The sequence below is a fragment of the Mesorhizobium sp. L2C066B000 genome (genome assembly GCF_000502335.1).
In the GTDB taxonomy this organism is placed as follows: Bacteria; Pseudomonadota; Alphaproteobacteria; order Rhizobiales; family Rhizobiaceae; genus Mesorhizobium.
Window position 1 is genome coordinate 295283 of sequence record NZ_AYWZ01000008.1, and the last position, 12855, is coordinate 308137.

The window sequence follows — 12855 nt, forward strand, 5'->3', positions numbered from 1 at the left end:
CGTCTCGAAATGCTCCTTTCTTCCCCGCCCCTTCGGGATCAGCGGGTCAGAGAAGTTGCAGAGGCTTTTGCCGCGAGGATCCGGGAGAGAAACGAAGAAAGGCACTGAACCACTATGGCTCTATACGAACATGTGTTCCTTGCCCGGCAGGACCTCTCGCAGCAGCAGGTCGATGCGCTTGTCGAACAGTACAAGGGCGTCATCTCCGCAAATGGCGGGTCCGTCGGCCGGGTCGAGAACTGGGGACTGAAGTCCCTCACCTACCGGGTCAACAAGAACCGGAAGGCTTACTACACGCTTATGGACCTCAACTGCCCGCCGGCAGCGCTCAACGAGATGGAGCGCCAGATGGGCCTGTCCGAGGACGTGCTGCGTTTCCTGACCGTCAAGGTCGAGGCGCATGAGGAAGGCCCGTCGGCCATGATGCAGAAGCGCGAAGAGCGCTCGGAACGCGGCGGCTTCGGCGACCGCGACCGTGGCGATCGTGGTCCGCGCTCGTTCGGCGACCGTGATCGCGGCGACCGTGGCGATCGTCCGCCGCGCTCATTTGGCGATGCCGGTGGCGATCGTGGTCCGCGCCGTCCGCGCGAAGGCGTTGAAGGAGGTGCAGAATAATGGTCGACATCAATCAGATCCCGACCCGGCGCCCGTTCCATCGCCGCCGCAAGACCTGCCCGTTCTCCGGCGCCAATGCGCCCAAGATCGACTACAAGGACGTGCGTCTTCTGCAGCGCTACATTTCCGAGCGCGGCAAGATCGTGCCGTCGCGCATCACCGCCGTCAGCCAGAAGAAGCAGCGCGAACTCGCCAAGGCGATCAAGCGCGCCCGCTTCCTCGGCCTGCTGCCCTACGTGGTTCGCTAAGATCTCCGAAGCAGGCGGTTCGCCGCCTGCTTCCTTCTCCCACGGCGACGGGCGCCGCAGGGGTAATTTGATGATGCATGTCGTTGTCCCAAAACCGGGACCACTCTTGGCGACATGCATTGAAATCCCGAGTTGAGGTGAAAAGCCTCTAACTGCCGCGACAGGCAGGACAGCGACACCGGCGCCAAGGCGCTCAGAGCTTCCTGACCTGTTCCATTCAATTCGGCGCCGATCCCGCGGTCGGTGCCCAGACGAAGGAACAAGACATGCAAGTGATTCTTCTCGAACGCGTTTCCCGCCTCGGCCAGATGGGCGATACCGTCAAGGTCAAGGACGGCTTTGCCCGCAACTTCCTCTTGCCGCAGGGCAAGGCGCTGCGCGCCAACGAAGCCAACAAGAAGAAGTTCGAAGGACAGCGCGCGCAGCTCGAAGCCCGCAACCTCGAGCGCAAGTCGGAAGCCAGCCAGGTTGCCGAAAAGCTCGACGGGAAGAGCTTCATCGCCGTACGTTCGGCCGGCGAGACCGGCCAGCTCTACGGTTCGGTGTCGACCCGCGACATCGCCGACCTGCTGACCGCCGAAGGGTTCTTGGTCAACCGCAACCAGATCCAGCTCAACCAGCCGATCAAGACCATCGGCGTCACCAATGTGGCGATTGCGCTGCATCCGGAAGTCGAGGTCACCATCAGCCTCAACATCGCCCGCACGGCTGACGAAGCCGAGCGCCAGGCCAAGGGCGAGACGCTGACCACCGCCGAAGCCATCTATGGCGATGACATCAACGACAACGCACGGCCGGAGAACTTCTTCGACCCGAACACCGAGTTCGAAGGCGGCGAAGAAGACAACGCCTGATCCCGCACTGGGCCTGATCGGGAAGCGAGGGAGCAGCGCTCCAATCACTTCCTCGTCATCCAGCCTTTCTGGACCAATGCCCGGGCCTCTCGCCCGGGCATTTTTGTGCCAAATGGAACTTTTCGAACCCCTATATATTGTTGCAGAATTGGTCCGCCAGTCTGACCGTGAGGGGACATTTGGTGATGAATATTCTGTTGAAACGCGTTCTCGACCGCCTGGTGCGTACGGGCAATCTGAAAGTCACCGGGCCGAAGGGCTCGACAGTGGTTTTCGGCGACGGCAGCGGCGAGCCGGTTCATATGCACATCAAGACCGCGCATGCCGAGCGCGCCATTACCTTCGATCCGATGCTGGCCGTGCCGGAAGCCTATATGGACGGCGAACTCGACATCATCGAGGGCGGCGTACTGGGTATGATGCGCATCGCCTTCCAGAACATGGGCAGCGGCGGTATCGACGCCACCTGGTCGAAGGCCATCGAGGGTCTGCGCCACGCCTTTCGCCGCCTGCAGCAGATCAACACCGCATCACGGGCGCGCCGCAACGTGCAGCGCCACTATGATTTGTCGGGTGACCTCTACCGGCTCTTCCTCGACGACGACATGCAGTATTCCTGCGCCTATTTCGAACAGCCGGACATGACGCTCGACGAGGCGCAGATGGCCAAGAAACGCCATATCGCCGCCAAGCTCAGGCTGAAGGCCGGCCAGACCGTGCTCGATATCGGCTCCGGCTGGGGTGGACTCGGCCTCTATCTCGCCAAGGCTTTCGATGTCGACGTGCAAGGCGTGACGCTGTCGACCGAGCAGCACGGCGTCGCCACCGACCGGGCGCATGCGCAAGGCTTGCAGGACCGCGTGCATTTCGACCTCAAGGACTACCGCGAACTCAACGAACGCTTCGACCGCATCGTCTCGGTCGGCATGTTCGAGCATGTCGGCGTCAACCACTTCCGCACCTTCTTCGACAAGTCGGCGACGCTGTTGAAGCCCGACGGCGTCATGCTCTTGCACACGATCGGCCGCTCCGGCGTGCCGTGGGCGACCAGCGCCTTCATCCGCAAGTACATTTTTCCGGGCGGCTACATTCCTTCGCTGTCGGAGGTGATGCCGGCGATCGAGAAGTCGGGCCTTGTAGTCACCGACATCGAGATTCTGCGGCTGCACTATGCCGATACGCTGAAGCATTGGGGCCAGCGCTTTGCCGCCAACCGGGACAAGGCCAAGGCCATCTATGACGAGCGCTTCTGCAGGATGTGGGAGTTCTATCTGGCGGCTTCGGAAGCCGCCTTCCGCTGGCAGGATCTGGTGATCTTCCAGATCCAGATCGCCAAGAAGAACGACACGCTGCCGATGACGCGCGACTACATGGCCAAATGTGAAAAGGCGCTCGAAATGCGCGAAATGGGGCATCGTCAGGAGGCGGCGGCCGCCGAGCCTGCTGTCGCCAGGTCTGTGCCTGCCAGGTCCGTTGCTGTCAGGTCCGTTGCGGCCAAGCCAGCGCGCCGTCGCAAGGTGGCGGATCGCGAATAACGCCTCGATTGCGATTGCCGCTTGCCATTGACGGCTCCGACGCTGAAAAGGTCTCGTTCTCGCGAGACCTTTTTAATGACCTGCCTGCCCACCATCGCCGCCACCCTTGTCGAGTTCGCCCGCGCCTCGGTGCTCTCGCCACGCGGAGCCTGAGCGTGGAACTCCCCGCTTCGCTGCGACAAGGCGTCGAGCGCCTGCTCGAAACGACACCGCTGGCGGTGCTGCGCCAGGCGGCGAAGACGCTGTCTGACCGCTACCGCGCCGAATTGCGCGACGGCCGCCCGCACATGGCCGAAGAGATGGCGGTAAAAGCCTATCTGGCGACGCGGCTGCCGGCGACCTACGCGGCGGTACGGGCCGGTCTCGACGAACTCGCCTATGCGCGGCCCGATTTCCAGCCAACGAGCTTGCTCGATGTCGGCGCCGGTCCTGGCACGGTGCTTTGGGCCACTACAGACCTGTGGCCCGACCTCGAAGAGGCGGTTCTGGTTGAAGCAAGCGCCGCGGTGCGCAAGGTTGGCCAGTCGCTCGCCCTTGATACCATCGCCACCAGGATGGACTGGCGCGCCGGCGACGTGACCATCGACCTTGCCGATCTCAAGCCTGCCGATCTGGTCACCTGCGCCTATGTGCTGGACGAGATCGCGCCGGCATCGCTGCCGAAGCTTGTCGGCCGGCTCTGGCAGTTGACCGGCGACACACTGCTGATCGTCGAGCCCGGCACACCGGCCGGCTGGCAGCGCATCCTGGCAGTGCGCAGGCAATTGCTGGAGGCCGGGGCGCACGTGCTGGCGCCTTGTCCGCATGAGGCGCCCTGCCCGCTTGAGCCGCCCGACTGGTGCCATTTTTCGCGCCGCGTCGCCCGCTCGCGCCGGCACCGCCTGGCCAAGGACGCCGACGTGCCGTGGGAGGACGAGAAATTCATCTACGTCGCGGCGTCGCGGCAAGCCGCGCCTGTACGTCAGCCGCGCGTGATTGCGCCGCCGAAATCGGGCTCCGGCAAGGTGCTGCTCAAACTGTGCCAGCCGGATGGCGGCGCCGGCGAGACACTTTTCACCAAGCGCGAGGGCGAGCTGTTCAAGGCAGCGCGGCGGCTGGACTGGGGCGATACATTGGACGGAAGAAGCGGGTAATCACCGAGATTGTTCTTGCTCTGTTCCAACGACTCGGATAGAAGTCAGCGCCTTTCTGAGTCAACCGGAATCGGGGCGCGGAAACACTCTTCTGTGGACGGTTTGCCGCCCCTGTGAACAACGGGGCATCGAGGTTGATTGGTCGTGCGGTGATGCAGAAAGGTCAGCACCGATTTATCTCGTTCTGATATCGAGAAGCCGGGATCAAAATCGGGGACATCATGGCAGAGGCAGCGCGAAAATTCGGCGTGGCGGAGCAGCAACCGCTTTATCGTGAAGCGCCGAACAACATCGAGGCCGAGCAGGCGCTGCTCGGCGCCATCCTCGTCAACAACGATGCCTTCTACCGCGTCTCCGACTTCCTCAAGGCCGGCCATTTCTACGAGCCGCTGCACCGGAAAATCTTCGAGGTCGCGGCCGAGCTAATCCGCATGGGCAAGGTGGCGACGCCGATCACGCTGAAAACCTTCCTGCCGGCCGACGAGAAGGTCGGCGACATGACGGTGGCGCAATATGTGGTTCGTCTGGCGGTCGAAGCCGTCACCGTCGTCAATGCCACCGATTATGGCCGCGCCATCTACGATCTGGCCACGCGCCGGGCACTGATTACCGTCGGCGAGGACATGGTCAACATCGCCTATGACGCGCCGGTCGACATGGCGCCGTCCGAACAGATCGAGGATGCCGAGCGGCGGCTGTTCGAACTGGCCGAAACCGGCCGCTATGATGGCGGCTTCGAGAGCTTCACCGACGCGGTCAAGACCGCCGTCGACATGGCCAACGCCGCCTATATGCGCGACGGCCATTTGTCGGGCCTCGCCACCGGCATGCGCGATCTCGACCGCCGCATGGGTGGCCTGCAGGCGTCGGATCTGATCATCATTGCCGGCCGTCCGGGCATGGGCAAGACGTCGCTCGCCACCAACATCGCCTTCAACATTGCCGAGATGTATGAGCCGGCGCAGCAGGCCGACGGCTCGTTCAAGGCAGCCAATGGCGGCGTCGTCGGCTTCTTCTCGCTGGAAATGTCGTCCGAGCAGCTCGCCACCCGCATCATTTCCGAACAGACGGAAATTTCGTCGTCAAAAATCCGCCGCGGCGAGATTTCGGAGATGGATTTCGAAAAGCTGGTCGCCTGCTCGCAGACCATGCAGAAGATCCCGCTGTTCATCGACCAGACCGGCGGTATCTCGATCGCGCAGCTGTCGGCGCGGGCGCGGCGGCTGAAGCGTCAGCGCGGCCTCGACCTCATCGTCATCGACTATATCCAGCTGATGCAGGGGTCGAGCGCGAAATCGTCACAGAACCGGGTGCAGGAAATCACCGAGATCACCACCGGCCTCAAGGCGCTGGCCAAGGAACTCTCCGTTCCGATCATCGCGCTGTCGCAGCTGTCGCGTCAGGTCGAAAGCCGCGAAGACAAACGCCCGCAGCTGTCCGATCTTCGCGAATCCGGCTCGATCGAGCAGGACGCCGACGTGGTGATGTTCGTCTACCGCGAGGAATATTATCTGAAGAACCGCGAACCGAAGCCCGGCACCGACGAATACATCAAGTGGGAACACGAGATGAACGAGATGCGCGGCAAGGCCGAAGTCATCGTCGCCAAGCAGCGCCACGGCCCGACAGGTTCGGTGAGCCTCGCCTTCCATGGCGAGTTCACACGGTTTTCCGACCTCGCCGAAGAGCATCATATTGCGGAGAGGTTCGAGTAGCTTTTTGGCCTACCGCAGCGCTCCGTCACACCCCCCTCTGGCCTGCCGGCCATCTCCCCCGCAAGGGGGGAGATCAGCAGCTTTGCGAATGGCGCTCATCTTGCGACGTTGGGGATTGGCGAAAGCAGCGACGATAGCCAATCTCCCCCCTTGCGGGGGAGATGTCCGGCAGGACAGAGGGGGGTGTGCAAGATCACCCTCCTTCGGTCATTTGCAGGCAGCATCACTCCATGGCTAAATCGCGCGTCCAGTTCATCTGCCAGAATTGCGGGTCGGTGCATCAGCGCTGGGCCGGCAAATGCGATGCCTGCGGCGAGTGGAACACACTCGTCGAGGAAGGCACGTCCGGCGGCATCGGCTCGGGACCGGCCAACACGCGCAATGCGCGCAAGGGCCGCGCCGTGGTGCTGACCAGCCTGTCCGGTGACATCGAGGACGCGCCGCGCATCATCTCGGGCATTGGCGAACTCGACCGCGCCACCGGCGGCGGCTTCGTGCGCGGCTCGGCGCTGCTGGTCGGCGGCGATCCCGGCATCGGCAAGTCGACGCTGCTTACCCAGGCCGCAGCAGCATTGGCGTCAAAAGGCCACCGCATCGTCTATGTCTCGGGCGAAGAGGCTGTCGCGCAGATCCGGCTGCGGGCGCAGCGGCTTGGCGTCGCCGACACGCCGGTCGAACTTGCCGCCGAGACCAATGTCGAGGATATCCTGGCAACAATAGCCGACGGCAGAAGGCCGGACCTCGTCATCCTCGATTCCATCCAGACGCTGTGGACCGACATGGCCGACTCGGCGCCCGGCACCGTCACCCAGGTGCGCGCCTCGGCGCAAGCGATGATCCGCTACGCCAAATCCACCGGTGCTGCCATCGTGCTGGTCGGCCATGTCACCAAGGAAGGCCAGATCGCCGGTCCGCGCGTCGTCGAGCACATGGTCGACGCCGTTCTCTATTTCGAAGGCGAAGGCGGCCATCACTACCGCATCCTGCGCACGGTGAAGAACCGGTTTGGGCCGACCGACGAGATCGGCGTTTTCGAGATGTCGGACAAGGGCTTGCGCGAGGTCGCCAATCCGTCGGAGTTGTTCCTCGGCGAACGCCACGCAAAATCGCCGGGTGCCGCGGTATTTGCCGGCATGGAAGGGACACGTCCGGTGCTGGTCGAGATCCAGGCACTGGTGGCGCCGTCCACATTGGGCACGCCGCGCCGTGCCGTCGTCGGCTGGGACGGCGCACGGCTGTCGATGATCCTTGCCGTGCTCGAAGCCCATTGCGGCGTGCGCTTCGGCACCCACGATGTCTACCTCAACGTCGCCGGCGGCTACCGGATTTCCGAGCCGGCGGCCGATCTGGCGGTTGCCGCTGCACTGGTTTCGTCGCTCACCGGTCTTGCCCTTCCCGCCGATTGCGTCTATTTCGGCGAAATCAGCCTGTCGGGCGCAGTGAGGCCGGTTGCGCATGCGCAGCAGCGCCTTAAAGAGGCCGAAAAGCTGGGTTTTGGAAGTGCGGTTCTGCCCTTGGGCAGCGAGGAGGTTGTCGGGGGGATCGGGGCCGGCGCTTTCCAGCCGACCGAACTTGCCGATCTCGTCGCACGCATAGCCGGCTCACGGCGCAGCCGTGTCGACGTGGAAGATTGACGCGGCTCGCCCGAGCCGTGAAAAGACAATCTGAGTGGGGCGAAAGACATGCCGATTACGCTGCTGGACGGAATTCTCGTCGGCTTCACCCTGGTCTCGGCGATGCTCGCCATGGTTCGCGGCCTGTCACGCGAAATCCTGTCCGTCGTGTCCTGGGCGGCTGCCGCCGCGGCGGCATTCTTCTTCTACAAGCCGGTGCTGCCTTACGTTCAGCCCTATGTCGAAAGCGACAAGATCGCCATGGCGGCATCCGCCGGCATCGTCTTCCTCATCGCGCTGATCGTCGTTTCCGTCATCACCATGAAGCTTGCCGACTGGATCATCGATTCCAGGATCGGCGCGCTCGACCGTACGCTGGGCTTCCTCTATGGCGCCGCGCGCGGCGTCCTCGTCGTCGCCGTGGCGCTGCTGTTCTTCAACTGGCTGGCCGGCGCCAAGGCCCCTGCCTGGATCGCCAACGCCAAGTCGAAGCCGCTGCTCGAGACCATCGGCGCCAAGCTGGAAAGCCTGCTGCCCGAAGATCCGGAAAACGCCATCCTGAAGAAGCTCAATCCGAATCAGCCGGCAGCCGAGACGCCTCCGGCGGCCGATGCACCGGCGGCGGATGCTCCGGCAACCGGTGACGATACGCCGGCGCCCGACGACGAGACCGACGCTCCGGCCGATAACGCACCCGCTGCTCCGGCTCCGGCCCCAGCCGCGCCGGCAAACTGATACGGACGGATGGTGCCTGACAGGCGCCATCCCGGCAGTTCCGGCCTGACTATGGTGTGAACGGCGCACGACGTGCGTTGCTTTCGCGGTGCTATCGCACTATATGGCCATTTTAGCGGAGCTTGAGCCCCATGGCAGTTTCGAAGGCAGACGCGGACGACGTGCTTTCCGCCGAAGCAGACGATCATTTCCACGACGAATGCGGGGTGTTTGGCATTTTCGGCCGGCAGGACGCTGCGGCCATCGTAACGCTAGGCCTGCATGCGCTGCAGCATCGCGGCCAGGAAGCGGCCGGCATCGTCTCCTATGACGGCACGCAGTTCCATGTCGAACGCCATGTCGGCCTGATCGGCGACACCTTCACCAAGCAGCACGTCATCGACAGCCTGCAAGGCAACCGTGCCATCGGCCACACGCGCTATGCCACGACCGGCGGCGCCGGCATGCGCAACATCCAGCCCTTCTTCGCCGAACTCGCCGATGGCGGCTTTGCCGTCGCCCATAACGGCAATCTCACCAACGCCATGACCGTGCAGCGCGCGCTGCAGAAGCAGGGCGCGATCTTCTCGTCGACCTCCGACACCGAGACGCTGCTGCATCTCGTTGCCACCAGCAAGGAACGCGATTTGAATTCGCGCTTCATCGACGCCGTGCGTCAGGTCGAAGGCGCTTTCTCGCTGGTCGCGATGACCTCCAAGAAGATGATCGGCTGCCGCGATCCGCTCGGCATCCGCCCGCTGGTGCTCGGCGACCTCGACGGCGCCTGGATCCTGGCCTCCGAAACCTGCGCGCTCGACATTATCGGCGCCCGCTTCGTGCGCGACCTGAAGCCCGGCGAAATGGTCGTGGTGACCTCGAAGGGCATCGAGAGCCTGTTCCCCTTCGAGCCGCAGAAGACCCGCTTCTGCATCTTCGAATATGTCTATTTCGCCCGCCCGGACTCCTCGGTCGAAGGCCGCAATGTCTACGAAGTGCGCAAGCGTATCGGCGCCGAATTGGCGCAGGAAAGCCCGGTCGAGGCCGATATCGTCGTGCCGGTGCCGGATTCCGGCACGCCGGCGGCAATCGGCTTCTCCCAGGCGGCAGGCATCCCCTTCGAACTCGGTATCATCCGCAACCACTATGTCGGCCGAACCTTCATCCAGCCCGGCGATTCGATCCGCCATATGGGCGTCAAGCTCAAGCACAACGCCAACCGCCGGATGATCGAGGGCAAGCGCGTGGTGTTGGTCGACGATTCGATCGTGCGCGGCACCACCAGCCAGAAAATCGTGCAGATGGTGCGCGACGCCGGCGCCAAGGAAGTGCATATGCGCATCGCCTCGCCGCCGACCAGCGCGTCGTGCTTCTACGGCGTCGACACGCCGGAGAAGTCGAAGCTTTTGGCATCGCGCATGTCGATCGAGGAAATGGCCGAGTTCATCCGTGTCGATTCGCTCGGCTTCCTCACCATTGACGGGCTCTACCGCGCCGTCGGCGAAGCCAGCCGCGACAATGAGCAGCCGCAATTCTGCGACGCCTGTTTCACCGGCCAGTACCCGACCCGCCTGCTCGACTTCGAAGGCCACGACAATGTGCGCACGCTGTCGCTGCTGGCGAACAACGGGGCGTAAAGCCCAACTGCTATCCTTGAAAGCGCTCGCATGACCCTCGACCTCTCCGGCCGCGTCGCGGTCGTTACCGGCGCCTCGCGCGGCATCGGCTACTTCATCGCCAAGGAACTTGCCGCCGCCGGCGCGCATGTCATTGCGGTAGCCCGGACCGTCGGCGGGCTGGAAGAACTCGACGACCAGATCAAGGCCGAGCGCGCGAAAACCGGCAAGGGCGAAGCGACTTTGGTGCCTCTCGACCTCTCAGACATGGCCGGCATCGACCGGCTGGGCGGCGCCATTCACGAGCGCTGGGGCAAGCTCGACATTCTGGTGGCCAATGCCGGTGTGCTCGGCGTCATCTCGCCGATCGGCCATGTCGAGGCCAAAACCTTCGAGAAGGTTATGACCATCAATGTCACCTCGACCTGGCGGCTGATCCGCTCGGTCGACCCGCTGCTCAGGCTGTCCGACGCCGGCCGCGCCATTCTCATGTCGTCCGGGGCCGCGCATTCGGCGCGCGCCTTCTGGGCGCCCTATGCGGCGTCGAAGGCGGCTGTGGAAGCCATGACGCGTTCCTGGGCGCATGAGACGCAGAGCCTGGCGCTCCGCATCAATGCGGTCGACCCCGGCGCCACCCGCACCGCCATGCGTGCGCAGGCCGCGCCCGGCGAGGATCCGGAAACGCTGCCGCACCCGTCAGAGGTGGCAAAACGCATCGTGCCGCTGGCGAGCCCCGAGATGAAAGAGACGGGGCTGATCTTCCAGGTCAAGAACAACCGCTTCGTCGCCTACCGGCAGCCGGAATAAACCGGGTTGTAGCGGGATTAAACAGGCCTCCAGTTACGTTTCTTCGAATGTAGGACATTCGAAACCGGAGGACCGACATGCGTAGACTTCTTCTCGTTGCCGCCGCCGCGATTGCCGCCACAGCCGGCGTGGCGCTGGCGCAAGACGCCAAGATGAGTTTCTTCGTCACCAGCGTCGGTTCCGGCAAGGGCGCCGATCTCGGCGGTCTCAAGGGTGCCGACGCGCATTGCGCCTCGCTGGCGGAAGCGGCTGGGGTTACCGGCAAGGAATGGCACGCCTATCTCTCGAGCGCCAATGTCGATGCGCGCGACCGTATCGGCAAGGGTCCCTGGGTCAACGCCAAGGGCGAGAAGATCGCCGATGACGTCGCCTCGCTGCACAGCGACGCCAACGCCATCACCAAGCAGACGGCGCTCAACGAAAAGGGCGAGATGGTCAACGGCCGCGGCGACAAGCCGAACCGGCACGACATTCTGACCGGCTCGAAGCCCGACGGCACCAAGATCGCCGACCAGACCTGCGGCGACTGGACCTTGAGCGGGGCGGAGGGCGCGGCGATGATGGGCCATCACGACCGCACCGGCCTCGACGAGTCGGCGGCGGCGAAATCCTGGAACTCCTCGCATGCCTCGCGCGGCGGCTGCAGCCAGGAGGCGCTGAAAGGCACCGGCGGCGACGGCCTGTTCTACTGCTTTGCGACGAACTGAGAGAAGTCTGGGGAGCGGTTCGTTCACGGGTCTGTGATGGTCCGGCAGGCCCCCTCCCCCCTCGCCCTGCTTTCGCCATCAGCCGGGAGTTGCTAGGGTCGACCCGACTCCGACACTCAGCAAAGCGAGGAATTCCCATGGCTGCTCCCAGCGTAGCATTGGTCTGGTACCTGGTGATCGCCGGCCCGCAAGGCGGCATGGTGGTGCTGCCCAGCACCTTCGACACCCGCGAACAGTGCACAAACGCGATTACCGAATATCAGAAGCAGCCGACGCCGGCCGGCTGGGCGGTCAACTGCGTGCCGAGCGCCTCGCCTTTCACCGATGAGGGTGATGCGGAAGAGCCGGCGGCGCAGTAGCGCAATCTCCCCCCTCGAGGGGGAGATGGCCGGCAGGCCAGAGGGGGTCGCCTCGCGTAGAGTGCCAACCTCCTTCCGCACAAAGGGCGTCGCGTCCAGTCGGCCGACCCCCTCTGTCGCCTTCGGCGACATCTCCCCCTCAAGGGGGGAGATCAGGCGCGCGCCTTCACCGTCAGCTCCGGCTTGCTGTTGATGGTCTGGAAGACCACGCAATAGCGTTCCGTCAGCTTGATCAGCGCGTCGATGCGATCCTGCGGCTCATCCGTGTCGAGGTTGAAATTCAACCGGATGGCGCGAAAGCCCACGGGGGCGTCCTTGGCCACGCCCAGCGTGCCGCGAAAGTCGAGATCGCCTTCGGCCTCGACGGTGGCTGCGCCGAGTTTGAACTCTAGTGCGGTGGCCACCGCCTTCAGCGTCACCCCGGCGCACGCCACCAGCGCCTCGAGCAGCATGTCGCCCGAACACAATTCGAGCCCGGAACCGCCGGTCGCCGGATGCAGGCCGGCGACCGCCAGCGCCCTGCCCGTCTCGACCTTGCAGGCAATCGACTGGTCGTCGATGGAGCCTTTGGCGCGAAGCGTGATCAGCGCTCGCGAGGAATCGTCGCGATAAGCCTCCTTGATCGGTGCCTGCATGGCCTTGAGTGCGGTGGCGTCCATGTTGCATTCCTTTTCGAGTCCGTCGCGCTTTGATAGCACTGATATGCCAGCGAGACAGCGCCCCCCTCTGGCCCGGCCACCTCCCCACAGGGGGGAGATCTGCAGCTTCGCCGATGGCGCTTTCTACGCCGGCGATTAGCGAAGGCGGTCGCGACATCCAATCTCCACCCCTGTGGGGGGAGATGTCCGGCAGGACAGAGGGGGCTGAAGGAATGCTACCTCACGAAGAGTTACTTTGACTTCGACCGCCCCGGCCATACCTAAGCAGAGTCATTCCCGCGGA

Annotated in this window: 13 protein-coding genes; 12 read left to right on the forward strand and 1 reads right to left on the reverse strand. The window is 64.0% G+C overall.

Annotated elements, in window-relative coordinates:
* Positions 1–114: 114 nt before the first annotated feature.
* The 12 genes from rpsF to X733_RS147320 all read left to right on the forward strand — a co-directional run bounded on the left by rpsF (position 115) and on the right by X733_RS147320 (position 11913).
* The gene (rpsF, locus tag X733_RS147375) at positions 115–615 is read left to right on the forward strand and encodes a 30S ribosomal protein S6 (RefSeq protein ID WP_023672722.1); all 501 of its coding nucleotides are present in this window, start codon (positions 115–117) and stop codon (positions 613–615) included.
* On the forward strand, positions 615–863 hold the full coding sequence (gene rpsR, locus X733_RS147370) for a 30S ribosomal protein S18 (RefSeq protein WP_006203718.1): 249 nt from the start codon (positions 615–617) through the stop codon (positions 861–863). The genes rpsF and rpsR overlap by 1 nt, the downstream gene beginning before the upstream one ends.
* A 266-nt stretch (positions 864–1129) precedes the next feature.
* Complete coding sequence (rplI, locus tag X733_RS147365; RefSeq protein WP_023819179.1) at positions 1130–1717, forward strand: 50S ribosomal protein L9; 588 nt, start codon at positions 1130–1132, stop codon at positions 1715–1717.
* A gap of 185 nt (positions 1718–1902) precedes the next feature.
* Positions 1903–3252 (forward strand): cyclopropane-fatty-acyl-phospholipid synthase family protein, encoded by a 1350-nt coding sequence (locus X733_RS147360; RefSeq protein ID WP_023672720.1) that lies wholly within the window; start codon positions 1903–1905, stop codon positions 3250–3252.
* A gap of 155 nt (positions 3253–3407) precedes the next feature.
* Positions 3408–4385, forward strand: coding sequence for a small ribosomal subunit Rsm22 family protein (locus X733_RS147355; RefSeq protein ID WP_023819180.1), 978 nt, complete (start codon positions 3408–3410; stop codon positions 4383–4385).
* Between the two features lie 221 nt (positions 4386–4606).
* Entirely contained in the window at positions 4607–6100 is a 1494-nt protein-coding gene (locus tag X733_RS147350; protein ID WP_023672717.1) for a replicative DNA helicase, read from the forward strand.
* Between the two features lie 230 nt (positions 6101–6330).
* Positions 6331–7734, forward strand: a complete 1404-nt coding sequence (gene radA, locus X733_RS147345) for a DNA repair protein RadA (protein ID WP_023672716.1) — start codon at positions 6331–6333, stop codon at positions 7732–7734.
* Between the two features lie 48 nt (positions 7735–7782).
* Positions 7783–8448, forward strand: a complete 666-nt coding sequence (locus X733_RS147340) for a CvpA family protein (protein WP_023711951.1) — start codon at positions 7783–7785, stop codon at positions 8446–8448.
* A 131-nt stretch (positions 8449–8579) separates the two neighbouring features.
* Complete coding sequence (gene purF / locus X733_RS147335; protein ID WP_023672714.1) at positions 8580–10061, forward strand: amidophosphoribosyltransferase; 1482 nt, start codon at positions 8580–8582, stop codon at positions 10059–10061.
* 30 nt (positions 10062–10091) lie between these two features.
* Positions 10092–10847 carry an SDR family NAD(P)-dependent oxidoreductase gene (locus X733_RS147330; RefSeq protein ID WP_023705364.1) on the forward strand — a complete coding sequence of 252 codons (756 nt, stop codon included), beginning with the start codon at positions 10092–10094 and terminating at the stop codon, positions 10845–10847.
* 77 nt (positions 10848–10924) lie between these two features.
* On the forward strand, positions 10925–11554 hold the full coding sequence (locus X733_RS147325; RefSeq protein ID WP_023819181.1) for a hypothetical protein: 630 nt from the start codon (positions 10925–10927) through the stop codon (positions 11552–11554).
* 137 nt (positions 11555–11691) lie between these two features.
* The gene (locus X733_RS147320) at positions 11692–11913 is read left to right on the forward strand and encodes a hypothetical protein (protein ID WP_023689120.1); all 222 of its coding nucleotides are present in this window, start codon (positions 11692–11694) and stop codon (positions 11911–11913) included.
* Positions 11914–12065: 152 nt separating this feature from the next.
* On the opposite strand, the gene X733_RS147315 is transcribed toward X733_RS147320, so the two are convergent.
* On the reverse strand, positions 12066–12572 hold the full coding sequence (locus X733_RS147315; RefSeq protein WP_023702954.1) for an OsmC family protein: 507 nt from the start codon (positions 12570–12572) through the stop codon (positions 12066–12068).
* Positions 12573–12855: the final 283 nt, after the last annotated feature.